This is a genomic window from Amycolatopsis sp. NPDC004772 (assembly GCF_053601215.1).
Window position 1 is genome coordinate 1 of sequence record NZ_JBSGBK010000047.1, and the last position, 26885, is coordinate 26885.

The window sequence follows — 26885 nt, forward strand, 5'->3', positions numbered from 1 at the left end:
GGGCTGGCTGCACTTCTACAATCATCACCGACCCCACAGCTCAACCGGCGGCAAACCGCCGGTCACCCGGCTGACCAACCTCCCTGGACATCACATCTAGGCCAGCCGGGTCAGGTGCACCGAGACGTCCAAAGTGGACTGGCCACCGCCGGTGAAAATCCCCTTCAACGGCGCCACGTCCGCGTAGTCCCGCCCCATCGCCACCCACACGTGCCGCGGGCCGACCGGGATGGCGTTCGTCGGGTCGTACGCCCACCAGCCGCCGGTCCAGACGTCGACCCACGCGTGGGACTCGCCTTCGACCACCTCACCGAGTTTCGCGTCCGGCTTCGTGTGGAGGTAGCCCGACACGTACCGCGCCGGGATGCCGATCGCGCGCAGCATCACCAGCGTCACGTGCGCGAAGTCCTGGCACACGCCTTCGCGCGCCTGCCAGGCGTCCGTCGCCGTCGAGTGGACGCCGGTGGTGCCCGGCTGGTACTTGAGCTGCTTGTTCACCCACTCGCACACCGCCAGCACCGCGTCCGCCGGGTCGAGGCCCGTCCGCAGTGAACGGGCCTCGCGCGCCAGCGTGACGTCTCGCGGGGTGTAGTCGGTCGGGGTCAGGTACTCGGTGCGGTGGTCGATCACCGTCTCGGACCGCAGGTCCTTCCACGACGCCGTGCGGATCGGCTCCGCTTCGTCGGCGGTCTCGACCACCGAGGTCGCCAGCACGGTGAACTCGGTGTGCGGCGCGTGGAGGTCGAACGACGTCACGACCGTGCCCCAGTAGTCCGTGTACCGGTAGGCCCGGGTGGCCGGCGTCGTCTCGATGCGCGTCGCGACCGTCGTCTGGCGGCGGTCCGAGCGCGGGGTCAGCCGGGCCTCGTTGTACGACTGCGTCGCCGGTGTCGCGTACCGGTAGCCCGTCCGGTGCGCCACCCGCAGCTGCCACGTCACAGCGAAACCTCCGCACCGCTCCACGCCACCCACGGCGACGTGCTGAAGTACTGCAACGACACCGCTTCCCCGATCTCCCGGATCGTCGTCTGCAACGCGCCGAGCCGCCGCGGCAGGTCGGTCAGCAGGTCCGACGGGCGGAGGAACTCCAGTTCGCTGCGGGCCCGGCCGAGCTGCCGCAGTGCCTCCGACTTCTCGTTGCTGCGCGAGCCGCCGCCCGGGTCGAGCCGCTGGAGGCACTCCTCGGCCTGCCGCAGCGCGTGGAACACCGAGCGCGGGAACAGCGTGTCCCGCAACAGGAACTGCACGACGCGGCCGGCGTCCAGTGCACCCCGGTAGGTCCGCAGGTAGGTGTCCTGCGCGCCGGCCGAGCGCAGCACCGTGATCCAGCCCGGGGAGGACGCGCGGTCGGCGACCCGGGACAGCAGCAGCCGCACCACCATGTCGGCGCGTTCGATCGAGCGGCCGAGCACCATGAACAGCCAGCCGTCGTCGCGCGACATCGTCGAGTCGGCGAGGCCGGCGAACATCGCCGCGCGCTCCTCGACGAACGACAGGAACGCGTGCGGGCCGGCGCGCCGGGCGTAGCGCTGCCGGTCAGGCACCGCGTTCCAGGTCGCGTTCAGGCATTCCCACAGTTCGGTCGAGACGACTTCGCGGGCGCCGCGCGTGTTCTCGCGCGCCGAGTTGATCGAGCCGACGATCGACGCGGGGTTGTCCTTCCCGTACGCGACCAGCTCGGTCAGCTTCCACACGTCGAGGGACTCCGTGCCCGCCGGGTCGATGCCGAGGACGGCCAGGAGCTGGCGGCTCGCGTGGTCCGGGTCGACGGTCGCGTCTTCGAGCAGCTGGTGGACCGAGACGTTGAGGATGCGGGAGGTGTCGTCGGCGCGTTCGACGTACCGGCCGATCCAGTACAACGACTCCGCGTTGCGTGCCAGCATGCGGCCTCCCTAGCTCTGCTGTTGCTGTTGCTGCTGCTGGGACGTCGTCAGCTCCGGCCCCTGCTCGGCGGCCATGCCGTCCACAGTGGACATGGCGCCGAGCGCGGGTTGCTCCAGCTCACGCTCGGCCGTCGACGCCCGGGACGCGAGCACCCAGGTGTCCTTCGAGCCGCCGCCCTGCGAGGAGTTGACGACCAGGCTGCCCTCCGGCAGCGCCACCCGGGTCAGGCCGCCGGGGAGGACGAAGATCTCCTTGCCGTCGTTGACGGCGAAGGGCCGCAGGTCGACGTGCCGCGGCGCGAGCCGGTCGTCCACCTTGGCCGGCACGGTCGAGAGCTGGACCACCGGCTGCGCGATCCAGCCGCGCCGGTTCGCCCGCACCTTCCGCCGCAGCGTGTCGAGGTCCTTCTTGGACGCCTCCGGCCCGAACACGATCCCGTACCCGCCCGAGCCTTCGACCGGCTTGACGACCAGTTCGTCCAGGTGCGCCATGACGTGGTCGAACTCGTCCGGCAGCCAGCAGCGGAAGGTGTCCACGTTGGGCAGCAGCGGCTTCTCGTTGAGGTAGTACTTCACCATCTCCGGCACGTAGGTGTAGACGAGCTTGTCGTCGCCGACGCCGTTGCCGATCGCGTTCGCCACCACGACGTTGCCCGCGCGCGCCGCGTTCTGGACGCCGGCGATGCCGAGGACCGAGTCCGGGCGGTAGTGCACCGGATCGAGGAACTCGTCGTCGATCCGCCGGTAGATGACGTCGACCTGGCGCTCGCCCTCGGTGGTCCGCAGGTAGACGACGTTGTCGCGGCAGAACATGTCCCGGCCCTCGACGAGCTCGACGCCCATCAGCCGGGCCAGCAGCGAGTGCTCGAAGTACGCCGAGTTGTGCACGCCGGGGGTGAGCACGACGACCGTCGGGTCGGCGACGTTCGCCGCGGCCGCCGCGCGCAACGCCCGGAGCAGGTGCGACGCGTAGTCGCCGACCGGTCGCACCCGGTGCTGGGCGAACAGGTCCGGGAAGACCCGGGCCATCGTGCGCCGGTTCTCCATCACGTACGACACCCCGGACGGGTTGCGGAGGTTGTCCTCCAGCACCCGGAACGTGCCCTCTTCGTCGCGGACCAGGTCCACTCCGGACACGTGGATGCGCACGCCGTTCGGCGGGGTGATGCCGAAGGCCTCCCGGTGGAAGTGCTCGCACGAGGTGATCAGCCGCCGCGGCAGCACGCCGTCGCGCAGGATCTGCCGGTCGCCGTAGACGTCGGCGAGGAACGCTTCGAGCGCGCGGACGCGCTGGGCGACCCCGCGCTCGAGCTTCGTCCACTCGGCGGCCTGGATCACCCGCGGCACCAGGTCCAGCGGGAACGGCCGCTCCTGCCCGGACAGCGAGAACGTGATGCCCTGGTCGACCATCGCCCGGTCGAGGGCCTGGGAGCGGGACTGCAGGTCGTGCGCGTCGAGGGCGGCGATCGACTCGTACAGCGCCCGGTACGGGCCGCGGACCGTGCCGTCGGCGGCGAACATCTCGTCGTAGGCGCCCGCGTGCGGCCGTTCCGGCGAGAGGTAGCCCTCGAACCGGTCTCCCGGACGGGTGATCCGGCTGGTTGCCGCCTTCCTCGCGCGTCGACCGGAGGGGGGCAGCCGCGGCGGGGTGGCGTTCATGGTCGACATCCTTACTCACTCCCCGGGTCGGACGCGATACCCGGCGGTACGACGAGCGACGGTCTAAACATCGCCGTAACTTCACGGTGCTGTGCTTTGGTATGGATGAGTGGCAATATGCGTGCTCTCAGAACCTGAGAACTACGAGGAGTGACGACGTGGCCCGAGGAACCCAGCTCAAGGCGATCGCCCTGCTGCCTGCGTTCGCCCTGGTCGGCTTGACCGTGGCGTGCGGCGCGGGAGGGAGCGGCGCGGGCGACGTCGGCAGCAGCAGCTCTGCTCCTGCCGCGGGCACCGGAACGGGTGACGCGGGTGCGGTCGCCAAGGACGACGCGCTGGCCGCCATGGTGCCCGCCGACATCAAGGCCGACGGCAAGATCGTGGTCGGCCAGGACCAGAGCTACCCGCCGAACGAGTTCGTCGACAACGGCAAGCCGGCCGGCTTCGACGTCGACCTCGGCACCGCCATCGGCCAGGTGCTCGGCGTCCAGATGGACTTCCAGAACGCCGCCTTCGACGGCATCATCCCCGGCATCGGCGCCAAGAAGTACGAGCTGGCGATGTCGTCGTTCAGCATCAACGCCGAGCGGCTGCAGTCGGTCGACATGATCTCCTACTACAGCGCGGGCACCTCGCTGGCCGTGCTGAAGGGCAACCCGGACGGCCTGAAGGCCGACGACCTGTGCGGCAAGAAGGTCGCCGTCCAGAAGGGCACCACGCAGGTCGAGGACCTCGACAAGAAGAACGCCGCCTGCACCGGCGCGGGCAAGCCCGCCATCGAGGTCACGCAGCTGCAGGCCCAGACCGACGTCAACCTGGCCCTCACCGCCAAGCGCGTGCAGGGCGAGCTGGCCGACTCCCCGGTCATCGACTACGCGGTGAAGCAGACCAACGGCCAGCTCGAGTCGGTCGGCGCGCCGTACGACACGGCGCCGTACGGCATCGTGCTGCCGAAGAACAGCGGTGACTACGGCAAGGCCGTCCAGGGTGCGATCCAGAAGCTGATCGACAGCGGCGCGTACAAGAAGATCCTGGACAAGTGGGGTCTCAACGCCGCCGGCGCGGTCACCAAGTCGGAGATCAACCCGGCTTCCTGAGATAGGACGTAGTTCGTGAGTTCCTCCGAAGCGCCTCCCGGCGAGGCGCCGATCGAAGCCGAGCCCATCAAGGCCGTCCCGGTGCGCCACTACGGGCGCTGGGTGGCCGGGGTGATCATCCTCTTCCTGGCGTTCATCGTGATCCGCAGCGTGATCACGAACGACGCGCTGCAGTGGCCGGTCGTCGGGGACTACCTCTTCGACGACCGGGTGCTGCGGGGCTTGCAGAACACCCTGATCCTGACCGTGATCTCGATGCTGATCGGGATCGTCGGCGGCATCCTGCTGGCCGTGATGCGGCTGTCCCCGAACCCGCTGACCTCGGGGGCGGCGGCCATCTACATCTGGCTGTTCCGCGGCACGCCGCTGATCACGCAGCTGGTGATCTGGAACTTCCTGGCGCTGGCCTACCCGCGCCTCGGCCTGGGCATCCCGTTCGGGCCGGAGTTCGTCAGCTGGGACACCAACCAGCTGATCACCCAGTTCACCGCGTCGCTGCTCGGCCTCGGGCTCAACGAAGCCGCGTACATGGCGGAGATCGTGCGCGGCGGCATCCAGTCGGTCGACTCCGGCCAGCTGGAGGCGGCGAGCGCGCTCGGCATGAGCCGGACGAAGACACTGCGGCGGATCATCCTGCCGCAGGCGATGCGGGTGATCATCCCGCCGACCGGCAACGAGACGATCTCGATGCTGAAGACGACGTCACTGGTCGTGGCCATCGGGTACTTCGAGCTGATGGTCGCGGTGCAGACCATCTACTCGCAGAACTACAAGACGGTGCCGCTGCTGATCACGGCGGCCGCCTGGTACCTGTTCATGACGTCGGTGCTGACGCTGGTGCAGATCCAGATCGAGAAGCGCTTCGCGCGCGGGACCTCGCGGGACGTGGTCCAGCGGCAGGGCTGGGCGTCGAGGATGTTCAGCCGGGGTGGAGGGAACGTCACATGACGCCCGTGGTGTCCGCGCAGCGGATCTGCAAGAGCTTCGGCAGCGTCGACGTCCTCAAGGGCATCGACCTCGAAGTGCACGAGCGTGAGGTGCTCTGCCTGATCGGGCCGTCCGGCTCGGGCAAGTCGACGCTGCTGCGCTGCATCAACCACCTCGAGAAGATCGACGCCGGCCGGCTCTACGTCGACGGCGTGCTGGTCGGCTACCAGCAGCGTGGCGACAAGTTGCACGAGCTGCGCGAGAAGGAGGTCGCGTTGCAGCGCAAGGACATCGGCATGGTGTTCCAGCGCTTCAACCTCTTCCCGCACATGACGGCGCTCGAGAACATCATGGAGGCGCCGATCCAGGTCCGGCGCGAGCCGAAGGCCCAGGTCCGGCAGCGTGCGCTCGAGCTGCTCGAGCGCGTCGGCCTCGCCGACAAGGCGAAGAACTACCCGGCGCAGCTGTCCGGCGGGCAGCAGCAGCGGGTCGCGATCGCCCGGGCGCTGGCGATGCAGCCGAAGCTGATGCTGTTCGACGAGCCGACGTCCGCGCTGGATCCGGAGCTCGTCGGCGACGTGCTGGGCGTGATGAAGCAGCTCGCCAAGGACGGCATGACCATGGTCGTCGTCACCCACGAGATGCAGTTCGCGCGCGAGGTGGCGGACAAGGTGCTGTTCATGGACGGCGGGGTCGTCGTCGAAGAAGGGCCGCCCGACCAGGTCATCGGGGAGCCGCGCGAGGAGCGGACGAAGGCGTTCCTCGCCCGGGTGCTCAACCCGAACGCCTGACGAAACCCGTTCGGATTCGCTAGTTTGAAGGCGGGTGAGGGAGGGGGCGGGGACTTTTGTCGACCGAAAGCGCGCTGCCCCCTCTCGACCCGTTCGCGGGCATCCCCGACCGCCGCTACGAGGTGAAGGCCTCCGAGCTGCTGAAACCCGGCAACGCGGGCTTGATGCGCTGGCGGCGTCAGGCCACCAACGCCCCGATCGTCTACGTCGAGGACGCCTACATCACCGGGACGCTGGACCTGCGGGCCGCGGACCTGAAGTACCTGTTCCGGTTCGAGCGCTGCCGGTTCGAGCAGCCGCCGGACGTGCGCGAGGCCAACCTGCTCGGGCTCGTGTTCCGCAAGTGCTGGCTGCCCGGGCTCAAGGCCCGCAACATGCGCAGCCGCAACGACGTCCGCCTCATTCGCAGCGTCGTCCAGGTCGACGGCGACCGGCGGGAGATCGAAGAGACGACCGTCCAGCGCGGCGACGACCGCGAACGCGGCATGCCGAACGCCGCGGTCAACCTGACCGACGCGGTGATCGAAGGCTCGATGGTGCTCACCCGCACGGTGATTTCGCACCCGCACGGCAAGGCGATCCAGGCCGACCGGCTGGTGCTGACCGGCGCGTTGCTGGCCTACCGGATGGTCGCGAACGGCGAAGTCCGGCTCCCCGGCGTCCGGACCGGCGGTAACGTCAACTTTTCCGGCGCCACGCTGAACAACCCGGACGGCTTCGCGCTCAACGGCAACGGCCTGCACATCGGCGGCAGCCTGCTGTGCGAAGTCGACAACTACGGGCCCGCCAGCCAGCGGAAACGCTTCTCCGCCACCGGGATCATGTACCTGCCGAGCGCCACCGTGGACAGCGACATCTCGCTGCGCGAAGCCAAGCTGACGGTGTCCCAGCACGGCCCGATCGCGGTCGACGCGTGGAAGTCCAACGACCCGTACATCGACCCGCGGCCGGCGCTGGTCGCCGACCGGATGCGCGTCGACGGCAACGTCGAGCTGTCCGACGGCCTGCAGGCGCTGGGCACGCTGCGCATGGTCAACGCCCGCGTCGGCGGCTCGCTGCGCCTGGCCGGCGCCGAGATCCGCGTCGAGCGCGGCAAGACGGTCCCGTACTACGACCGCGCGCTGCACCTGGACGGCACCGAGATCGGCGGCGACATCGAGGCGACGAGCCTGCGCGTGCCGACCGGCCAGCTGCGCCTGGCCGACGTCACCGTCGGCGGCAACTTCCTGGCCTGGAACTCGATGTTCCGCCACCCCGGCCGGGACGTGTTCTCGGCCCGGCGGTCCAAGATCGCGGGCAACTTCCAGCTCACCGACGCCACCATCCACGGCACGCTGCGCCTGCAGGGTGTGGACGTCGGCGGCTCGATCAACCTGGCGGGCACCCGGTTGACGGACCCGGGCCGCCGCGCGACCAGCAGTTATTCACTCGACGTCCGCACGGGCCGCGTCGGCCGCGATCTGACGCTCCGGGACAACAACGGCCGCCCGTTCGTGGCCGAAGGAGGAGTCAACCTCGACGGCGCCCAGGTCGCCCGCCGCGTGGACCTGCGCGGTTCCCAGCTCGGGTCGCTGCCCCCGTTCGGCGTGGCCCTGGACGCGGGCGACGTCGCCTCGGACGAGTTCATCCTGACGCCGAGTTCCCCACCGGCCGGCCGCGTGGTGCTGAGGCGAGCCCACTGCGGAACATTGAGCGACAACAACCAGTTCTGGGCGGCGTCCGACGGCATCGAGCTGGAAGATTTCCGCTACGACGCGTTGAAGAAGGGAATCCCCCTCGACGACGACAAGGCCCTGGACGAGCGCATCGAGCTCCTGCGCAGCGCAATGCGCGGCTACCGCCCGGGGCCGTACGACCAGCTCGCGCACATGCTGCGCGCGGCGGGAAACGAAGAGCACGCGTCGACGGTGGCGTTGCGCAAGCAGCAGTTCCGCTACGAAGCATTGGCGCGAGGCTTCAAGTTCTTCGGCCCCGGCGTGCGGCTGTGGAGCTGGCTCCAGCGTTCGATGGTCGGCTACGGCTACCGCCCGGTCCGAGCGCTCGGCTGGCTGCTCACGCTGCTGGTACTGGGCAGCCTGTGGTTCGGCTTGGGCACGGACGACTGCATCCACGACAAGTCGGGCCGGGTAGTGGCCAACGGCGAGCGCTGCGTGGTGAACCAGCAGGACACGGGCCTGCAGTGGAACCCGGTGATCTACACGGCGGACCTGCTGGTCCCGATCGTCGACTTCGGCAACAAGTCCAGGTGGTACATGCACGGCCCGGACAACTGGGTAGCGGCAGGCTTCACCGCGTCCGGCTGGATCCTGGCCACCACCGTCGCGGCCGGCGTGAGCCGCATGCTGCGCCGGGACAACTGAGCCCCCGGGCCACCAGACCCCAAAACCAGCCCCCGCCCTCTCCGGGGGGCGTCCCCAGATCCAGTCTATCGGCGGGCTCCGACAAGTCCGGCCGTAACAGCGTTTTCGGCCCCGGCTGTCCACATCACCCTGCCGTCATCCACAGCCCGGTTCTGACGGTCGGTGATCTCGGTAAGCCGAGCAAAGTTCTGCGGCCGCTTCGGATCGGGGTGGCGGGGCAGGCCTGGGTGGGTTGCCGGCCTGGGCGTCCGCCTGCAGGTGGAGTACTTGACCCGGCCGGTCATCCGAAGGCTTATTTACCTAACGCTGGTCTCTGACATACCCTCGGTATGTCCCCTCAGTGTGGAGGTCTCCTTGAACGCACCGAACGCCACCGGCCGGATCGACATCGATGCGGCTCCCGAGGCCGTCTACTCCCTGGTCAGCGACCCCGGGCAGCTCGCCGGCCTCGCCGAGGAGTACGCCGGGCACCGGTGGGTCGGTGAGGCCGACGGGCCCGCCGTCGGCGCGAAGTTCCGCGGCCGCAACCAGCGCGGCTTCCGGCGGTGGAGCACCCTCTCCACCATCACCGACGCCGATCCCGGGCGCCGGTTCGGCTTCGAGGTCACCTCCGTGGCCGGGCTGCCCGTCGCGCGCTGGCAGTACGACTTCGAGCCCTCCCGCGATGGCTGCGTCGTTGTCGAAAGCATGTGGGAGCGGCGGCCGGCTTGGTTCAAGGTGGCGACCTCGACCGTCACCGGGGTCTGGGATCGCGAGCAGGCCAACACCGCCAACATCGCCACCACCCTCGCCCGGCTGAAGTGGGCCGCCGAAGCTAGTCGATGAAGCGGGACCAGAACGGGATGTAGCGCGGGCCGTCCGGTGGGGCCGTGCTGATGCCGCCCGTCGCGAACTCGCGGTGCAGGTAATCGCGCAGGTCGGAGCCGTAAACGATGATGTCCGTCTGGTACACCGACAGCACCGGGTATCCCACCGTGCCCGGCACGCCGGGCAGGTAGCGGTGCCCGCACACCGGCACCAGCTGCGGGACGTCGGCCAGCCGCCGGCGGGCCTCGCGGACCGCGTCCTCGGGGCCGACCGGGCGCGTGCCCCAGTCCGGCAGCCAGAAACCGTTGTGCTCGACGTCGTACAGCACGCCGTCGACCGGCCACGCCAAACGTTTGCGCAGCTGCTCGGCGTTGCCGCAGCGCCAGTCGGGCCAGCGGTCGCCGATCGGGACGCCCGCGGACAGGAACGTCCGGTGGTCCTCGGCGAAGCGGAAGCCGAACCGGCGCTCGACGTCGTCGAGCTCGGTTTCGCTCAGTCCGGGACGCACGGGTTCCCGGAGGTTCTCCTGCAGGTGCCGCGCCTCCTCCGGAGTGAGGGCGCCGGCCGGCTGGACGGGGGTCATGACCCGAGCCTAAGCGGCGGCTCACCTGCCCGCGCGTCCTTTTTTGTGCCGACCTGGGGACCCACGGCCGGGTGAGTTTGTTCTCTCATCGGAGCGGATCGCGGAACAGAGCGTGAGCGCGTGTAGTTCACTCATGCCGTGACTTCTCCACGACCGCAAAGCCGCGTGCGTGCCCCCGAGCTGCGCGGCGACGTCTGGCTGAACACCGGCGACCGCCCCCTCACCCTCGCCGAGCTGCGCGGGCGCATCGTCCTGCTGGACTTCTGGACCAGCGGCTGCATCAACTGCCTCCACGTGCTGGATGAACTGCGCCCGCTGGAGGCCGAGTTCGCGGACGTGCTGGTCACCATCGGTGTCCACTCGCCGAAGTTCCTGCACGAGGGCGAGCGCGCCTCGATCGAAGCCGCGGTCCGGCGCTACGACGTGCACCACCCGGTGGTCAACGACCCCAAGATGGAGCTGTGGTCGCAGTACGCGGTCCGCGCCTGGCCGACGCTCGTCGTCGTCGACCCCGAGGGGTACGTCGTACACGTCGCCGCGGGCGAAGGGCACGAAGAGGCGCTTCGCCGCGTCATCGCGGACCTCGTGACGAAGCACGAAGCCAAGGGGACGCTGCGGCGCGGCGGCAGCCCGTACGTGCCGGTCGAGGAGCAATCCGGCGAGCTGCGGTTCCCGAGCAAGGCCGTCGCCACCGCCGAAGGGCGCGTCCTGGTCGCCGACACCGGGCACCACGCGATCGTCGAGTTCGCTTCGGACGGCGAGACCGTCATCCGCCGCTTCGGCAGCGGGGCCCGCGGAGGCCAGGACGGGCCGTTCGACATCGCGACCTTCACCGAGCCGTCGGGCATCGCGCTCCTGCCGTACGACATCGCCGAGCGCGTCGGCTACCACGCCGTCGTCGCGGACACGGCCGGCCACCGGCTGCGCGGGCTCGACTTGATCACCGGCGAAGTGACGACGGTCGCCGGCACCGGCGCGCAGTGGCGCAGCGGGCCGGACTCGGGCAAAGCCGTCACGGTCGACCTCACCAGCCCATGGGACATCGCCTGGTGGGGCCCGGCCGGCGGGGTGGTCGTCGCCATGGCGGGCAACCACACGCTGAGCGTGTTCGACCCGGTCGGCGGCACGATCCGCCGCTTCGCCGGCACGACCGTCGAAGGCCTTCGCGACGGCGACGTCAGCGAAGCGTTCTTCGCGCAGACGTCGGGCCTGGCCGTGGACGGCGACAAGCTGTGGCTCGTCGACGCGGAGACGTCGGCGCTGCGCTGGATCGAGCCCGACGGCGAGACGTTCACCGTGCAGACGGCGATCGGCGTCGACCTGTTCTCCTTCGGTCACACCGACGGCCCGGCCGACAAGGCGCTGCTCCAGCACCCGCTGGGCTTGGCGGTGCTGCCCGGCGACAAGATCGCGATCGCCGACACCTACAACGGCGCGGTCCGCCGCTTCGACGTCTTCACCCGCGAGGTGACCACGATCGCCACCGGGCTCGCCGAGCCTCAGGGCCTGCTGCTGCACGACGGCGAGCTGCTGGTCGTCGAGTCCGCGGGCAACCGCCTCGGTCCGCTGCCGGCCGCCGAGCCGACGGTCGTCACCGGTGACGCGCACGCGGTCCGCCGCCCGCCGACGGTGCTCGCCCCGGGCGAGATCGACTTTTCGGTGCTGTTCACGGCCCCGCCCGGCGAGAAGCTGGACGACCGCTTCGGCCCGTCGACGCGGCTGGAGATCAGCGCGTCCCCGCCGACCCTGCTGGCCGACGGCGGCGGGACGGGGACGGATCTGAATCGCAAGATCCGCCTGGCCCCCGGCGTCACGGAGGGCGTGCTGCAGGTCGTGGCCCAGGCCGCGAGCTGCGACGACGGCGGTGAGCACCCCGCGTGCCGGATCACTCGCCAGGATTGGGGCGTCCCGGTCCGCATCGAGGACGGCGGGGTCAGCGAATTGAGCCTGGTCATGGCCGGTGAACCCGCGACCGGCGGGTAACATGCAGGCCGTGTCTGACGGGCCGAAACTCGAAATCCAGATGCTGCACGACCGGGTACTCGTGCGGCTGTCGCCGGAAGAGGGAGAGCGCCGCAGCAGCGGCGGCATCGTGATCCCCGCGACGGCGCAGGTCGCGCGCCGCCTGGCGTGGGGTGATGTACTGGGCGTAGGCAACAGCGTGCGAAACGTCAAGACCGGTGACCGCGTGCTCTTCAACCCGGAGGACCAGCTCGAGGTCGAGATCCAGGGCGAGGGGCACCTGGTGATGCGCGAACGCGACATCCACGCGGTGGCGACCGAGCGCACCGAGCACGGGACGGGGCTCTACCTGTAGGTCGGGTCCCGCGAAAGGCAGGCGCGTGGCAGACGAAGAGGTAAGCGAGGGCGCGGAGGTCCGCGAGCTCGCCACCGAGGGGGCGACTGCGGAGTCTCCGGCCACGGCTGCCGAGCCGGGCCTCGCCGAGCCGCCCGCGAGCGACGCCGCGCCGACCGCGGCCGAGCCGGCGCCTGCGCCTGGTGAGCTGCCGGCCGCCGGGCGGCCTGCGGCCGCTGAGTCGCCGGCTGCGGCCGAGCCGGAACCGGAGGCGGCTGAGTCGCCGGCTGCGGCCGAGCCGGAACCGGAGGCCGCTGAGCCGCTGGCCGCGGCTGAGTTGCGTGCGGTGGCCGATGGCGTTGCGGCCGGAGCGCCTGGCGAGCCGCGCCGCGCTGCGATGGTCGAGGGACCTGCGACGGACGAAGCCGCGGCTGAGGCGCTGACCGCGGCCGCCGATTCACCGGCTGGCGCCGGTGAGACTGGGGCGCCTGCGCCGCCCGATGCTGCCGTGGCCGAGGGGGCCTCCGCCGAGGTGCCTGCGGTGCTCGTTGCGGGCGCCGTGCCGGGGTCGCCCTTGGCGGCCGAGCTACCCGTCCAGGCGACCACCACGATGGCGCCCGGATGGCCCACCGCCGCCGAGGTGCCGACCGCCGTCAAATCGCCTGCGGCCGTGACCGAAGTCGTTCCTGCATGGCCGCCTGTTGTTCCGGCACCGGCACCGGACAACGGCGGGACCGATCTCTTCTCCGATGATTTGCTCGGCGAGCTCCTCGAAACCCCCACGCCACCGCCGGTTCCCGATACTCCCGCCCGGAAGCTGCGCAAGGGCGTTGCCCGGACCATGATGACCATCGGGCTCGCCTTAGGGCTCTTCGTCATCCTCTACGCCATCGATCTCGCCGTCAGTGCCGGGGATGTGCCGCGTGGGGTCACCGTGGCCGGGATCGATGTTGGCGGGCTCAGCCATGCCGAGGCCGAGGCCAAGCTGCGGAAGGAGCTCGAACCTCGGCTGATTCGGCCCGTCGTCGTGCACGGCGGGGATGTTCGAGGCGAACTCGTGCCCTCGCAGTCCGGGCTGGGGCTCGACTGGCCGAACACCCTCGGGCTCGCCGGGCACCAGCCGCTGAGTCCGATCACGCGGATCATGTCCTTCTTCACCAGCCGCGAGGTCGGGGTCGCCACGCGCACCGACCAGAACCGGATCGCCGAGGCCGTTCGGGAGCTGGCCGAGGGCAAGCTGAACCACCCCGCCACCGAAGGCTCGGTCGGGTTCACGCCCATCGCCGGCAGCGACGGCGGGGTCAGCGCCCACCCCATCCTGCCGCGGCAGGGCCAGCAGCTCACCGATCTGGCCGGGGCCGTGCACACCGTCACCGACCACTGGCTCGACCGCGGCGGGGTCACGCTCACCATGGCCATCACGCCCGTGCGCGCGACGGCCGCCGGGGTGCAGGCCGCCTGTCAGCAGATCGTTGTCCCGGCCGTGGCAAAGCCCGTCGTCGTGCACGGCGAGGGCAAGGACGTTCCGCTCAAGCCCGCCACCATCGCGTCGTCGTTCCAGTTCGCCGCCGTCGAAGGCGGGGCCGTCGAGGTGCGCATCGACCAGGGCAAGCTGCAGGCCGCGCTCAAGGACCCGCTCGCCGGCACCGAGACCGACGGCAAGGACGCGCAGATCGTCTTCACCGGCGACCAGCCGACCGTCGAACCCTCCGAGGACGCCCGCAAGGTGGACTGGGAGAAGACCTTCCTTCCCCTCATCGACGTGCTGAAGAAGCCCGACGGCCGAGACCTGCCCGTCGTCTACAGCGCGTCGACGCCCAGCGTGACCACCGACGCCGCCAGCGCGCTCGGCATCAAGGAGGTCATCGGCGAGTTCACCACCGGCGGCCTGGCCGGCCCGGCCGAGACGAACAACCGGACGCTCGCCGCGCGCGTGTCCGGCACGATCGTCAAGCCCGGCGAGACGTTCAGCCTCGGCGGCCGCTCCGGCCCGCGCACCGCGGACGCCGGCTACGTGCCCGCTCCGGCCGACGAGGACGGCACCGGCCCGGACGTGGTCGGCGGCGGTGTCTCCCAGCTGGCGTCCACGTTGTACAACGCCGCCTACCTCGCCGGCCTGACCGACGCCGGCCACCTCGAGCACGACCACTACCTCGACCGCTACCCCGTCGGGCGCGACGCCAAGGCCGTCAACGCCGACGGCAGCCCCGTCGAGCTCAAGCTCACCAACGACGCGACGACCGGCATCGCCGTCCAAGCCACCGTCTCCGGCGGCTCGGTGACCGTCCGGATCTGGGGCACCCGGCACTTCCGCGTCGAGGGCCAGACCGGCGCGCAGACCCCCGGCGACCCGCCGCCCATCCAGTTCGGCTCCGGTGGGGCGGCTGCCTGCCAGCCGTCGATCGGCTCGTCCGGCTTCAGCGTCACCGACACGCGCGTGCTCTACGACCTCGCGAGCGGCACCGAGCTCCGGCGGACGTCGCACACGGCCACCTACGGCCCGCGTCCGACCATCCTTTGTTGAGTTGTCAGCGAAGGACCATGCACCCCGCCTCCTCGAAGTCGCGCAGCCACGCCGGCTCCCGCAGCTGCTTGTTCCACCGCAGATCCAGCTTGTCCAATTTGGACAGCCGGGCGAGCGACGCCGGCAACGTCGTCAGCGCGTTCTCCCGCAGGTCCAGCTGACGCAGCTCACTCAGCAAGCCGATCGACGACGGCAGCGAAGTGAGCCGGTTGCCGCGCAGATGCAGCTCCCGCAAGGCACCCAGCGCGCCGATCGACTCGGGCAGCGCGGCCAGCTCGTTGCGGTACAGCCGGAGCTCGCGCAGCGCCGCGAACCCCGAGAGGTCCGACGGCAACGACGTGAGCCGGTTGTCCGTGCACCCCAGGTACCGCAGCTTCCCCAGCCTGCACCAGGCGTCCGGGAACTTCGTCAGCCGGTTGTCGCTGACGTACAGGTACTCGGTGAGCCCGGCCAGCTCACCCAGCTCGCCGGGCAACGACTCGAACCGGTTGTGCGCCAGGTCGAGCGTGTGCAACGACGTTAGCGCCGAAATCCCCGGCGGCAGCACGGAAATCCGGTTCGCCGCCAGGTTCAGCACGCGCAACGACGTCAGCGACCACAGCGACGCGGGCACCTCCGCGATCGCGTTCTTGTACAGATCGAGCTGCGTGACATCGGGTGGGATCGGCGGCACGGACGTCAGCCCCTGATCGCTCAACTCCACTGACGTCATGACGACCTCCGGGTCAACGGCAGCAACGCCCACGTCGACGCGTCGTCCGGAGTGGACACCTGGATCCGCAGGCCCGGCGCCTCCGACACGGCCAGCTCGGTCAGCCGGAGGCGCATCCGGCCCGCCCGCGGGTGCTGGAACTCCCGCAACCGCGGCCGCGGTTCCGCGACCTCGTGCCGCGCCCACAGCTCCGCGAACTCGGCGCTCAGCTCCGACAGCCGCCGGATGTCCTCGTCCCACGACGGGTCACCGACGTGCCTGCCGTACTCGGCCCGCATCCGCGCGACCATGTGCGGGACCTCCTCGTCGTAGTTCAGCAGCATCCGCCGCGCGTTCGGCTCGGTCACGCAGCACCACAGCAAGTTCTTGTGCAGGCACGGCAGGCTGTGCCACTCCCAGAACAGCTCCTCCTGCGCCGCGTTCGACGCGAGGATGTCGAACCGGCCGTTGATCACCGTGGCCGGCAGCGGGTCGAGCGCGCGCAGCACCTCGCGCACCGCGTCCGGCACGACCTCGACCGACGACGGCAGCCGCGACGGCGTCAGCTCCGCCAGCCGGTACAGGTGCTCCCGCTCGGGGTGATCCATTCGCAGCGTGCGGGCCACCGCGTCGAGCACCTGCGAGCTCGCGTTGATCGGCCGCCCCTGCTCGAGCCACGTGTACCAGGTGACGCCGACGCCGGCGAGCAGCGCGACCTCCTCCCGCCGCAACCCGCTGGTGCGGCGGCGTACGCCGGGCGGCAGCCCGACCTCCTCCGGGCCGATCCGTGCCCGGCACGCCTTGAGGAACTGGCCGAGTTCCTCCCGGCGGCCGGCGTGGACCTGCGTTGACGTCATACCGGACATGGTGCCGGAGGGGTACGACAATTTTCGGCGAAGCGGGTGCTGCCGGTACCAGCATCAGCAGGCTCTCTCCGCCCGGATCCGAAGAACCCCAAGGTCAGAGCCATGACTCTGACCACCGAAGCCCCGGCCATCCCGGACCGGGCCGCGCGGCCGTGGTTCATGCTGGCCGTCCTGCTGCTCGGCCAGTTCATGGCGCTGCTCGACGTCACCGTCGTGAACGTCGCCATGACCGACATCCGCACCGACCTGCACGCGTCCGGCGCCGCGCTGCAGCTCGTCGTTTCCGGCTACACCGTGGGTTACGCGATGCTCCTGATCACCGGCGCCCGCCTCGGCGAGCTGTTCGGGCGGCGACGGCTGTTCGTCACCGGCGTCGTCGCCTTCACCGTCTGTTCGCTGCTCTGCGGGTTCGCGCCGGACCCGGTGACGCTGATCGTCGCGCGGATCGCCCAGGGCGCCGGCGCGGCGCTGATGATGCCGCAGGTCATCAGCGTCATCCAGGCGCAGTTCAGCGGCCCCGCGCGGGCCAAGGCCCTCAGCGCGTACACCGCCGTCATCTCGGTCGCGTTCGTGTCCGGCCAGGTGCTCGGCGGGGTGCTCGTCGGCGCCGACCTCTTCGGCGCCGGCTGGCGGCCCATCTTCCTGGTGAACGCGCCGATCGGGGTACTCGTCGCCGCACTCGCCGTGCGCCTGGTGCCCGGCGGCGCGGCGAAAGCGGGCCGCCGGCTCGACCTCGCCGGCCTCGCCCTCGCCGTGCCCGCGGTGGTGCTCCTCGTCCTGCCGCTGGTGCTCGGGCACGAAACCGGCTGGCCGGTGTGGACGTTCCTCTCGCTCGCGGCGGGCGCCCTGCTGGCGGTGCTGTTCGTGGTCGTGGAACGCCGGGTGCGCGACCCGCTCGTCAACCTCGGCGTCCTCAAGATCCGCGGGGTCGCACCGGGACTGGCCGCGCTGGCCACCGGCGTGGCGTCCTACGGCGGGTTCCTGTTCTGCGTGGCCTTGCACCTGCAGGCCGGCCTCGGAGAGACGGCCCTGGCGGCCGGCCTCACCATGGCGCCCGGTGGTGTGGTCTTCGGCATCTGCGGATTCTTCTGGCACAAGCTGCCCGAACGCGTCCACGCGGCACTGACACCGTGCGGCTACGCGGGTTCCGCGGCCGCCTACGCGTTGCTGGGCTTCAGCCTGAAGGACGGCGGAAAGGGCGGCGCGCTGTTCTTCGCCGCGCTCCTGCTGTTCGGCCTCTCCATGGGCCTGGCGTTCGGGTCGCTGATGGCGCACGCGCTGACCCACGTCCCGCTCGAAAGCGCGGCGGACGCCAGCGGCCTGCTCACGACGACGTTGCAGCTGGGCCAGGTGGTCGGCGTGGCGACGTTCGGGAGCCTCTTCCTGACGCTCGCCGCGGGGTCGTCCGCGCACGCCATCACCACGACGATGACGTGGGCCGCGGTCCTGCTGCTGGTGGGCGTCGGGTTCGCCGTCGCGCTCGCCCGCGCGTCGGCCCGGCGGTAGCCACGGAAAAGCCCGGCCGGTTCACCCGAAGGTGTACCGGCCGGGCCGAAAGCCGAAAGCGTTACCTGGTTACCCCACGACGGCCGTAGGCACCGGCGGCGATGCTCACGCCGATCGCGGCCAGGACGACCTGGGTGAGGATCTCCAGCCAGTCGATGCCGTTCGTGTCGGCGTAGCCCAGCCCACGGGCGATGGCCGTACCGATGAAGGCGGCGATGATACCGATCACGATGGTCAGCCAGATCGGGATGTTCTGCTTGCCGGGAGCGACCAGCCGGCCCAGAACGCCGATGATCAGCCCGACGATGATGGCGCTGATGATGCCGGCGACAGTCATCACTTTCTCCTCTCGGTGATCGCGGTCCGGCCACTCGGTCCCGCGAACTCGCAGACGGAATTCCCCGGCATCCCGACCCCGAAACGCGAAGGGCCCCTTCCCGGGTGGGAAGGGGCCCTTCGGCGGAATGCGTTGATCAGAACGCGGCTTCGTCGATCTCCATGAGCGCGTTGTCGGCGGCCTCCACGATGGCGCGGCGGGCGGTCAGCTCCGGCAGCACCTGCTTCGAGAAGAACGAGGCCACGGCGATCTTGCCCTCGTAGAACGGGACGTCCTTGGCGGACGCGCCCGCGTCGAGCTTGCCGATGGCGACCTCGGCGTGCTTGAGCAGCTGCCAGCCGATGAGCAGGTCGCCGACCGACATCAGCAGGCGGACCGTGTGCTGGCCGACCTTGTTGATGCTCTGCGGGTCCCCCTGCGACGCGGTCAGGTAGCCGATCAGCGAGCCGAGCATGCCCTGGGTGTCCTCGAGGGCCTGCTTGAGCAGCGCGCGCTCGTTCTTGAGCCGGCCGTTGCCCGCCTCGGACTCGATGAACTTGGTGATCTCGCCGGCCACGTACGCGAGCGACTGGCCCTTGTCGCGGACGATCTTCCGGAAGAAGAAGTCCAGCGACTGGATGGCCGTGGTGCCCTCGTACAGCGAGTCGATCTTGGCGTCGCGGATGTACTGCTCGATCGGGTAGTCCTGCAGGAAGCCGGAGCCACCCAGCGTCTGCAGCGACTGCACGAGCTGCTCGGTGGCGCGCTCGGAGCCGACGCCCTTGACGATCGGCAGCAGCAGGTCGTTGACGCCGTGCGCGAGCTTCTGGTCGCCCTCGCCGGTCCACAGCTGGTCCTGGAAGGAAGCGGTGTACAGGTAGACCGCGCGGAGGCCCTCGGCGTACGCCTTCTGGAGCATCAGCGAGCGGCGGACGTCCGGGTGGTGCGTGATGGTGACGCGCGGGGCGGTCTTGTTCAGCATGTTCGGCAGGTCGGCGCCCTGGACGCGCTCCTTGGCGTACTCGAGCGCGTTGAGGTAACCCGTCGACAGCGTCGCGATGGCCTTCGTGCCGACCATCATCCGGGCGTACTCGATGACCTGGAACATCTGCGCGATGCCGTCGTGCACCTCGCCGAGCAGCCAGCCCTTGGCCGGGGTGCCGTGCTGGCCGAACGTCAGCTCGCACGTCGTCGAGGCCTTGATGCCCATCTTGTGCTCGACGTTGGTGACGAAGGCGCCGTTGCGCTCGCCCAGCTCACCGGTCTTGGTGTCGAAGTGGAACTTCGGCACGAGGAACAGCGACAGGCCCTTGGTGCCCGGCTTCGTCTCTATGCCCGGGCCCTCGGGGCGCGCCAGCACGAGGTGCATGATGTTTTCGCTCATGTCGTGCTCGGCGGAGGTGATGAACCGCTTCACGCCGTCGATGTGCCAGGAGCCGTCCTCCTGCTTGGTGGCCTTGGTGCGGCCCGCGCCGACGTCGGAGCCGGCGTCCGGCTCGGTCAGCACCATGGTGGCGCCCCAGGCCCGGTCGATCATGATCTGGGCCCAGTGCTTCTGCTCTTCGGTGCCGTTCTTGTTCACGATCATGGCGAAGTTGGGGCCCGCCAGGTACATGAACAGCGGCGCGTTGGCGCCGAGGATGAGCTCGGACGCCGCCCACTGCACGGTCGGGGGGAGACCGAAGCCGCCGAGGTCGTTGGTCAGGCCGAGGCGCCACCACTCGCCTTCGAGGAGCTGCTGGTAGCTCTTCTTGAAGGACTCGGGGATCTTGACGCTGAACGTCTTCGGGTCGTACACGGGCGGGTTGCGGTCGGCGTCGGCGAAGGACGCGGCGAGCGGGCCGGTCGCGAGCTTGTTCAGCTCGGACAGCACCCCGCGGGCGGTCTCTTCGTCGGATTCGGCGAGCACACCCTTGCCCAGGCGCTCCTGCACGCCGAGTACCTCGAAGAGGTTGAACTCCAGGTCTCGGACGTTGCTCTTGTAGTGGCCCATGTCGTCACTCCAATGTGTTCGGCTCCCCGGCCGGGCACATGTTCGCCTTACTCGCCGGTAACTTCAGGATATTACCTGTGGGTAACCAGGGCAAGCAGATCCGCACTTCCGAGTATCGGAAATCCACCCGGATGTTGTCTTCTTCCTGGGGAAGAAGCGTCAGCGGTGGCCCGGGATCGCCGTTGTGTCCACCGTCACCGGGACGTAGCCGTCTTCGGGGCGGGCGATGAGGATCCCGCTGCGGAAGGCGATCGTCACGGCGTGCGTCCGGTCCCGGGCGGAAAGCTTGCGCAGGATGCTCTTCACGTGGGTCCGGACGGTTTCGACGGACAGGAACAGCAGCTTCGCGATCGCCGAGTTTTCGAGCCCTTCGGCGACCAGCTGGAGGACTTGGTACTCGCGCCTGGACAGCGGCATCCCGCCGCGTGGCGACGGCGGGCTGTCGTGGGCGAGGTCGCCTTTCGGGGCGGTGGTGCGCTTCGGCCGGGCGGTCAGGGCGGCCAGTGCCGGGTCGATGTAACGGCGTTCGCTGTGCGCTCGCCGGATCGCTTCGGCGAGCCGGCGTGAATCGATCGACCGCGGCACGATGGCGTGCGCGCCCGCGGCGATCGCGGCGGCGAGATACTGCTGGGTGCGATTCGTGTCACGGATCAGGGTGACCAGGATCAGCGCCGGGTCACCGGCGTTGAGCAGCTTGGTCAGGTGGCAGTTCGGGTCGAGCGCCGAGTCCAGGACGACGACGTCCGGTTTGACCTGTTCGCAGAGCTGCAGGGCGGCGTGGTGGCTGGCGGCCTGCCCGGCCCAGTGCAGCCCCTGGTTGCGGTGCACGAGCGCGGCGAGACCGTCGCGGAAGATCGGCACCGGATCGACGACCGCCACGCCGAGGCTGCGCGCGCCTGGTCCGGCGGGCCCCGCGGGCCTGCGGGTGGGCTCGATGCCGTGCATCGCGGGCCTCCGTCTCTGCGCCGTCGCTCCTGGGACGCCTCCCGGCGTCGTCCGGTCCCCCTGCCAGGACCGGTCAGAAGTGACTCCTCCTGCTTGGTACGAGTCGCGATTGCGCAGCTCATGACGCCAAATCCCCCTCATGGCCCAATCCGCCGGTCACAGCAAACTTTCCGTAGAAGAAGATCTTGGAGAGCTGGCTCGGCCGGGCGGGAAAGGGCCTGATGGGGCAGTCGGCGCTACTGAGGGTGGCCCGCAGTCCGTTCAACGATTTCGACAGTTTTCGGATGCGGCCCGAAGCAGGGCGAACTCGGCCGCCAGCCCGGCCGGTGTCCAGTGCGCGTTGAGCCCGCTCGGGTTGGGAAGAACCCACACCCGGGTGTCACCTATCCGGTGTTCCTGACGGCCGACGCGCGCCTTCGGGAAGCCGAACGCGGTCCGGTAGGCGGTGATCCCGACGACGGCCAGCCACCGCGGCCGGTACTCGAGGACTTTGGCGGCGAGGATCCGCCCGCCTTCGCGGAGTTCGTCGCCGCTGAGCTCGTCGGCGCGGGCGGTGGTCCGGGCGACGACGTTCGTGATGCCGAGACGGAGGTCGAGGAGGTCGTCCTGCTCGCTGGGCCCGTAGAGCCGCGGGGTGAAGCCGCCGCCGTGGAGGGCGGGCCAGAAGCGGTTGCCGGGGCGCGCGAAGTGCCGGCCGAGGGCGCCGGAGTAGAGGCCGGGGTTGATGCCGCAGAAGAGGACGTCGAGGTCGGGGGCGATGACGTCGGGGATGGTGGCGTTGTGCGCCGCGGCCAGCTGGTCCTTCGTGGGTCGGGTGCTCACCGGTCCAGTTTCCGGCACGCTCGGGACATGGAGGCCACCGCGGACGGCTCGCTTGCGTGGGGTAGCGGATTCGGTACTGACCTGCGTAACCTGTGTGATCTCCCGCACAGCGCCGTACCGAGGAGGATTTCGTGCAGCTTCCGATCGTCCTCGGGCTGGTCGCGCTGGTCCTGGCCGTCGCCGCGCTGGTCGTCGTCCTGGAAGACCGGCGGGCCGCCAAGCGGGCTGCCCTGCAGCGGAAAGCGCGGCTAGCGCGTCTCGGCGAGGTGGACCCGCTCGCTCCGGGCCGGCTGCACGTCGACCGTTGAACGCAGGAGCGTCAGCAGCAGCGCCCCGAACACCCAGCCGACCATCGCGCCGAGCGTGTTGTTCATGAGGTCGTCGACGTCGAAGATGCGGTAGACGTACGGCGCCGTGCCGAAGTTCGCCGTGAGCTGGGTGACCTCGATGAACAGTGACGCCGCGAAGCCGATCAGCGCGGTGCCGGTCAGGCCTCGGCGCCAGAGGATCCGCGCGAACACCCCGAGCGGGACGAACAGCAGCACGTTCAGGCACGCCTGCTGGAACGTCTGCGTCGTGAACCACTCCCCGCCGTGCTTGAGCAGCTCCGTGTGGATGTCGGCGATCCACTGGAACGGGTGCAGCTGCACGGTCTGCGTCAGCCGGCGGGTGCCGGGGCCGGGCAGCGGCAGGAAGACGACCGCGAGCGTCATGCAGCCGTAGAGCAGCACCGCCGCCGTGGTCGCGAGCCCGCGCAGGCGCAGGCGGCCGTGGTGGGCGAGCTGGGTGATCAGCTGCGGCACGAGGACCACGGCCCACAGCGCGAGGAACCCGGTGAAGCCGTACTGCAGGGCTGTGAGCTGTGCGTTCGTCATGCCACCGACGTTATGGATCTTGCCGCCGGTGCCGCTTCGGTCGATGAGCCGCGCCGCCCGGACGCTCCTCGGCCACTTGGCCGACCCGCCGCCGGGCCGATCGGTCAGTCGTCTTCGCGCTCCTCGCCGTGCCGCCGGAGCGGGTGTTACCGAAGTCATGCCGCCGTAACCGGATGCGCCTTGCGCCGATACGGGAATGAGCACGACGCTCGGCACGTCGGAGTCTCTGCAGGCAACCGAAAGGAACGCTCATGGCACCGGTCCGGGTCGGCATCGTCGGGCTCAGCGCGAACGGCGGCTGGGCCGCCACCGCGCACGTGCCCGCGCTGGCCGCGGTGGACGGCTACGAACTCCGCGCGCTCGCCGGCAGCACCGCCGAGTCCGCTCGGGTGGCCGGCGAAAAGTACGGCGTGCCGCTGACCTTCGGCGACGCCGGGGAGCTCGCCCGGCACCCGGAGGTCGACCTGGTCGTCGTCGCCGTGAAGGTGCCGGAGCACCGGGCGCTCATCGAGCCCGCGCTCGCCGCGGGCAAGCAGGTGCTGAGCGAGTGGCCGCTCGGCGTCAGCCTGGCCGAAACCGAGGCGCTGGCCGAAGCCGCCCGGGGGAGGACGACCGCCGTCGGCCTGCAGGGGCGCTCGGCGCCGGCGTTGCGCTACCTGCGCGACCTCATCAAGGACGGCTACGTCGGCCGCGTGCTTTCGACGTCGCTCATCGCTTCGGGCGCGAATTGGGGCCCCAGCGTGCGGGCCGGCCGCGACTACCAGCTGCATCCCGCGGGCGGGGCGACGATGCTGACCATCCCGTTCGCGCACACCGCCGACACCCTCGCCATGGTCCTCGGCGGCTTCGCCGAGCTCTCGGCGACGATGGCGACCGTCCGGCCGCGTGTGCGCGACGAGGTCACCGGCGAGTCCGTCGAGATGACCGCGCCGGATCAGATCGCCGTCAGCGGCGTCCTCGACGGGGGCGCCGTCGCATCGGTGCACCTGCGCGGCGGGACGTCGCCGGCCACGAACTTCCACTGGGAGATCAACGGCACCGAGGGCACGCTGGTCGTCGAGGCCGCGGACCCGCTGTTCTGGATCGCGAAGCTGACGCTGCGCGGCAGCCGCACCGGGACGCTCGAGAAGCTCACCGTGCCCGCGCGGTACGAGCTGCCGCAGCTGGCCGGCCGCAGCGCCGAGCCGTCGTACAACGTCGCGCACGCCTACGCTCGCCACCTCAAGGGCGACCTGCCGGACTTCGCGCACGCCCTGCGCGTGCACCGGGTGCTCGACGCCGTCCAGCGGTCGGCCGACAGCGGTGCTCGCATCGTGCTGGACGCAAAGTAACTGTTACTGCCGGTCGTAGGTTTCCGTTACCCTCGGGTCATGGACGACGTTGTCTACGACCGCGCGGGCCGCGGCGAGCCGCTGGTGCTGATCCACGGCATCGGCCACCGCCGCCAGGCGTGGGCGCCGGTGTTCCCGCTGCTCACGGCCCAGCGCGACGTCATTGCCGTCGACCTGCCCGGCTTCGGCGAGTCGCCCGAACCGGCCGGCGGCTACGGCATCGAGCCGGCGCTGGTGATGTTCAAGGAACTCGTTGTCGCCCGCCGGGCTGTGGACGCGGCCCCAGAAGATCTACGCGATCGCCACGCTCAAGGCCCATCGCGCCCTCGCCCAGCGCACGCCGCCGCACGTCGTGCGCCGCATCGCCGCGACGGCGTCCGGGCGGCGCGCGCTGACCGGGATGATCGTCGGACGCCCCGAACTGCAGACGCCCGGCACCGTCGTCGAGGACGCCCACGCGCTCGCCACCGCCCCGGGCTTCGAGCCGACCGCGGCGCAGTCCCGCGGGGACTTCCGGTTCACCGGCCCGGTCACCGGTGTCCCGGTGACCGTCGCCTGGGCCGAGCGCGACCGGATCCTCGCCCGGCCGCGCGTTGCCGACCTGCGGAAAGTCGCGCCGCACGGGGTGTTCCGGCTGCTGCCGGGCTGCGGGCACGTGCCGATGAACGACGACCCGGAGCTCGTCGCGCGGGTGCTGCTCGACGGAAGCCGTTAGGTGACATTCGCTTTACGTCCGTCTTTTGACCCTGGTAGGTGACTGCTCCGCGAGGCAGAATCCTCCGCCGTGCGCCCGTTCGGGGACCCTGGGCGCGAATCGGAGGAAGAACACTCATGAGGCATCTTTTCGGGGGTTCCGGGTGGCGGAGCCCCCGGCCCGGGGCGGAGCCCCGGTTGTTGCAGCTTTCGACCCGGCTTGCGGTATTGGCCGCGGCCGCGCTGGCGACGACGGCGGTGACCACCGCACCCGCGTCCGCGGGCCAGCGCCCGGATCCCACCACCGACGTCCGGATCATCGGGTTCAACGACCTGCACGGCAACCTGGAGCCGCCGTCCGGTTCCAGCGGGCGCGTGGTGCAGTCGGACGGGACCACTGTGGACGCCGGCGGCGCCGCTTACCTGGCCACGCACGTGAAGCAGCTGCGGGCGCAGGTGGCCAACTCGTTCGTCGTGTCCGCCGGTGACAACATCGGCGCGTCGCCGGTGGTCTCGGCGCTGTTCCACGACGAGCCGACCATCGACTTCCTGAACATGCTGGGCGTCAGCACGTCCGTCGTCGGCAACCACGAATTCGACGAGGGCTACAAGGAACTGCAGCGCATGCAGTTCGGTGGCTGCCATCCGACCGACGGTTGCCAGTTCGAGAAGCCCTTCAAAGGTGCGAACTTCCCGTTCATCGGGTCCAATGTGTCCTTCACCAACGGCCTGCCCGCGCTGTTGCCGTTCACCGTCAAGTTCGAGGGCGGCATCCCGGTCGGCGTCATCGGCGCCACGCTGAAGGACCTGCCCACCGTCGTCACGCCGGAGGCCATCAAGGGCCTGAAGTTCGGTGACGAGGTCGAGGCGATCAACCGGACCGCGAACCTGCTCGACTTCTTCGGCGTCAAGGCCCAGGTCGTGCTGATGCACCAGGGCGACGGCACCGAGGTCGAGGGCCCGAACGACTGCAAGCTGCGCCCCGGCCCGGCCGCCGCGATCGCCGCCGCGGTGACGCCGAAGGTCGACGCGTTCTTCACCGGGCACAGCCACCAGCAGTACAACTGCGTGATCAACGACCCGGCCGGCCAGCCGCGCCCGGTCATCCAGGGCTCGTCGTTCGGCCGGCTGCTGTCGGTGGTGGACCTGAAGATCAGCCGCAAGACGCGGGACGTCGTGCGGTCGCAGACCAAGGCGTTCAACGAGATCGTCACCCGCACGGTCACGCCGGACCCGGCCGTGGCCGCGCTGGTGGCCGACGCCAAGACGAAGTCCGCCCCGATCGCGAACAAGCAGGTCGGCACCATCACCGCGGACCTGCCGGCGGCGGGCAACGCGGCCGGCGAGTCGCCGCTCGGCGACGTCATCGCCGACGCGCAGCTCGCGGGCACGCAGGCGAACAACGCGGTGATCGCCATGACCAACCCGGGTGGCATCCGCGCCGACCTGACGTACAAGTCGTCGCCGAACGGCGAGGGCGACGGCGTGGTGACCTACGGCGAGGCGTTCACCGTCCAGCCGTTCGCGAACATCATGCAGACGATCACGCTGACCGGCGCGAACCTGAAGAACGTGCTGGAGCAGCAGTGGCAGGGCTCGACGACGCGCTTCCTGCAGATCTCGAGTTCGCTGCACTACAGCTACTCGGCGTCCGCGCCGCAGGGTTCGCGGATCTCGGGCCTCACGGTCAACGGCACGCCGGTCGACCCGGCGGCGTCGTACCGCGTGTCGGTGAACAACTTCCTCGCGGCCGGCGGGGACGGCTTCACCGAGTTCACCAAGGGCACCAGCCTCGCCGGTGGCCCGGTGGACCTCGACGCCCTGATCGCCTACCTGGGTGCCCACCCGAACCTGGCCCCGCCCGCGGCGGACCGGATCACCCGCCTGCCGTAGGTCCGGTTTCTCCAAGACACCGGGTCG

24 protein-coding genes and 1 pseudogene are annotated in these 26885 nt (G+C 70.3%); 14 read left to right on the forward strand and 11 right to left on the reverse strand.

From position 1 onward, the window contains the following. Positions 1-96: 96 nt before the first annotated feature. The 3 genes from ACWEF6_RS25700 to ACWEF6_RS25710 are packed head-to-tail and all read right to left on the reverse strand — an operon-like array spanning position 97 to position 3551. The gene (locus tag ACWEF6_RS25700; protein WP_310969622.1) at positions 97-939 is read right to left on the reverse strand and encodes a transglutaminase family protein; all 843 of its coding nucleotides are present in this window, start codon (positions 937-939) and stop codon (positions 97-99) included. Continuing rightward, a complete protein-coding gene (locus ACWEF6_RS25705) occupies positions 936-1883 on the reverse strand; it encodes an alpha-E domain-containing protein (RefSeq protein WP_449685288.1) in 948 nt (315 codons plus the stop codon). The genes ACWEF6_RS25700 and ACWEF6_RS25705 overlap by 4 nt, the downstream gene beginning before the upstream one ends. A gap of 9 nt (positions 1884-1892) precedes the next feature. After that, entirely contained in the window at positions 1893-3551 is a 1659-nt protein-coding gene (locus ACWEF6_RS25710; RefSeq protein WP_449685289.1) for a circularly permuted type 2 ATP-grasp protein, read from the reverse strand. A gap of 149 nt (positions 3552-3700) precedes the next feature. Here ACWEF6_RS25710 and ACWEF6_RS25715 point away from each other — a divergent pair, with 149 nt between their 5' ends. The 5 genes from ACWEF6_RS25715 (at position 3701) to ACWEF6_RS25735 (ending at position 9542) form a co-directional block, all read left to right on the forward strand. Then, the gene (locus ACWEF6_RS25715; RefSeq protein ID WP_449685290.1) at positions 3701-4639 is read left to right on the forward strand and encodes an ABC transporter substrate-binding protein; all 939 of its coding nucleotides are present in this window, start codon (positions 3701-3703) and stop codon (positions 4637-4639) included. A gap of 15 nt (positions 4640-4654) precedes the next feature. Then, positions 4655-5587, forward strand: coding sequence for an amino acid ABC transporter permease (locus tag ACWEF6_RS25720; protein WP_310969618.1), 933 nt, complete (start codon positions 4655-4657; stop codon positions 5585-5587). Beyond that, positions 5584-6357, forward strand: a complete 774-nt coding sequence (locus ACWEF6_RS25725) for an amino acid ABC transporter ATP-binding protein (protein ID WP_310969617.1) — start codon at positions 5584-5586, stop codon at positions 6355-6357. Before ACWEF6_RS25720 ends, ACWEF6_RS25725 begins: the two co-directional genes overlap by 4 nt. 56 nt (positions 6358-6413) lie before the next feature. After that, positions 6414-8717: an oxidoreductase gene (locus ACWEF6_RS25730; RefSeq protein WP_449685291.1), complete on the forward strand. Its 2304-nt coding sequence runs from the start codon at positions 6414-6416 to the stop codon at positions 8715-8717. A 354-nt stretch (positions 8718-9071) separates the two neighbouring features. Then, entirely contained in the window at positions 9072-9542 is a 471-nt protein-coding gene (locus ACWEF6_RS25735; protein ID WP_449685292.1) for an SRPBCC family protein, read from the forward strand. Here ACWEF6_RS25735 and ACWEF6_RS25740 read toward each other — a convergent pair. Continuing rightward, positions 9532-10107 carry a hypothetical protein gene (locus ACWEF6_RS25740; protein WP_449685293.1) on the reverse strand — a complete coding sequence of 192 codons (576 nt, stop codon included), beginning with the start codon at positions 10105-10107 and terminating at the stop codon, positions 9532-9534. The two genes, ACWEF6_RS25735 and ACWEF6_RS25740, sit on opposite strands and share 11 nt — an antisense overlap. A gap of 165 nt (positions 10108-10272) precedes the next feature. On the opposite strand from ACWEF6_RS25740, the gene ACWEF6_RS25745 reads away from it, so the two are divergent. The 3 genes from ACWEF6_RS25745 (at position 10273) to ACWEF6_RS25755 (ending at position 14927) form a co-directional block, all read left to right on the forward strand. Next, complete coding sequence (locus tag ACWEF6_RS25745) at positions 10273-12090, forward strand: NHL domain-containing thioredoxin family protein (protein WP_449685328.1); 1818 nt, start codon at positions 10273-10275, stop codon at positions 12088-12090. Position 12091: 1 nt separating this feature from the next. Next, a complete protein-coding gene (locus ACWEF6_RS25750; protein ID WP_013230909.1) occupies positions 12092-12424 on the forward strand; it encodes a GroES family chaperonin in 333 nt (110 codons plus the stop codon). A 589-nt stretch (positions 12425-13013) separates the two neighbouring features. Then, the gene (locus ACWEF6_RS25755; protein WP_449685329.1) at positions 13014-14927 is read left to right on the forward strand and encodes a VanW family protein; all 1914 of its coding nucleotides are present in this window, start codon (positions 13014-13016) and stop codon (positions 14925-14927) included. Positions 14928-14931: 4 nt separating this feature from the next. On the opposite strand, the gene ACWEF6_RS25760 is transcribed toward ACWEF6_RS25755, so the two are convergent. Both ACWEF6_RS25760 and ACWEF6_RS25765 read right to left on the reverse strand, forming a co-directional pair. Further along, on the reverse strand, positions 14932-15639 hold the full coding sequence (locus ACWEF6_RS25760; RefSeq protein ID WP_449685294.1) for a leucine-rich repeat domain-containing protein: 708 nt from the start codon (positions 15637-15639) through the stop codon (positions 14932-14934). Continuing rightward, a complete protein-coding gene (locus tag ACWEF6_RS25765) occupies positions 15636-16475 on the reverse strand; it encodes a helix-turn-helix transcriptional regulator (protein WP_449685295.1) in 840 nt (279 codons plus the stop codon). Before ACWEF6_RS25765 ends, ACWEF6_RS25760 begins: the two co-directional genes overlap by 4 nt. 111 nt (positions 16476-16586) lie before the next feature. On the opposite strand from ACWEF6_RS25765, the gene ACWEF6_RS25770 reads away from it, so the two are divergent. Further along, positions 16587-17990 carry an MFS transporter gene (locus tag ACWEF6_RS25770; RefSeq protein ID WP_449685296.1) on the forward strand — a complete coding sequence of 468 codons (1404 nt, stop codon included), beginning with the start codon at positions 16587-16589 and terminating at the stop codon, positions 17988-17990. A gap of 61 nt (positions 17991-18051) precedes the next feature. On the opposite strand, the gene ACWEF6_RS25775 is transcribed toward ACWEF6_RS25770, so the two are convergent. From ACWEF6_RS25775 to mug, 4 genes are all read right to left on the reverse strand, one after another. Continuing rightward, a complete protein-coding gene (locus ACWEF6_RS25775) occupies positions 18052-18327 on the reverse strand; it encodes a GlsB/YeaQ/YmgE family stress response membrane protein (protein ID WP_176173976.1) in 276 nt (91 codons plus the stop codon). Positions 18328-18463: 136 nt separating this feature from the next. Next, positions 18464-20299, reverse strand: a complete 1836-nt coding sequence (locus ACWEF6_RS25780) for an acyl-CoA dehydrogenase (RefSeq protein ID WP_449685297.1) — start codon at positions 20297-20299, stop codon at positions 18464-18466. Positions 20300-20458: 159 nt separating this feature from the next. Next, a complete protein-coding gene (locus ACWEF6_RS25785; RefSeq protein WP_449685298.1) occupies positions 20459-21244 on the reverse strand; it encodes a response regulator transcription factor in 786 nt (261 codons plus the stop codon). Between the two features lie 261 nt (positions 21245-21505). Then, the gene (gene mug, locus ACWEF6_RS25790) at positions 21506-22066 is read right to left on the reverse strand and encodes a G/U mismatch-specific DNA glycosylase (RefSeq protein WP_449685299.1); all 561 of its coding nucleotides are present in this window, start codon (positions 22064-22066) and stop codon (positions 21506-21508) included. Between the two features lie 131 nt (positions 22067-22197). Here mug and ACWEF6_RS25795 point away from each other — a divergent pair, with 131 nt between their 5' ends. After that, positions 22198-22374, forward strand: a complete 177-nt coding sequence (locus ACWEF6_RS25795; RefSeq protein ID WP_003058066.1) for a hypothetical protein — start codon at positions 22198-22200, stop codon at positions 22372-22374. Here ACWEF6_RS25795 and ACWEF6_RS25800 read toward each other — a convergent pair. Next, a complete protein-coding gene (locus ACWEF6_RS25800; RefSeq protein WP_449685300.1) occupies positions 22315-22941 on the reverse strand; it encodes a VanZ family protein in 627 nt (208 codons plus the stop codon). The two genes, ACWEF6_RS25795 and ACWEF6_RS25800, sit on opposite strands and share 60 nt — an antisense overlap. 251 nt (positions 22942-23192) lie before the next feature. Here ACWEF6_RS25800 and ACWEF6_RS25805 point away from each other — a divergent pair, with 251 nt between their 5' ends. The 4 genes and pseudogenes from ACWEF6_RS25805 to ACWEF6_RS25820 all read left to right on the forward strand — a co-directional run bounded on the left by ACWEF6_RS25805 (position 23193) and on the right by ACWEF6_RS25820 (position 26858). Next, on the forward strand, positions 23193-24272 hold the full coding sequence (locus tag ACWEF6_RS25805) for a Gfo/Idh/MocA family protein (RefSeq protein ID WP_449685301.1): 1080 nt from the start codon (positions 23193-23195) through the stop codon (positions 24270-24272). A 39-nt stretch (positions 24273-24311) separates the two neighbouring features. After that, positions 24312-24440: pseudogene (locus ACWEF6_RS25810) on the forward strand (alpha/beta fold hydrolase); the annotation flags it as partial. A gap of 85 nt (positions 24441-24525) precedes the next feature. Then, positions 24526-24987, forward strand: coding sequence for an alpha/beta fold hydrolase (locus tag ACWEF6_RS25815; protein WP_449685302.1), 462 nt, complete (start codon positions 24526-24528; stop codon positions 24985-24987). A gap of 179 nt (positions 24988-25166) precedes the next feature. Continuing rightward, complete coding sequence (locus tag ACWEF6_RS25820; protein WP_449685330.1) at positions 25167-26858, forward strand: bifunctional metallophosphatase/5'-nucleotidase; 1692 nt, start codon at positions 25167-25169, stop codon at positions 26856-26858. The last annotated feature ends 27 nt before the right edge of the window (positions 26859-26885 follow it).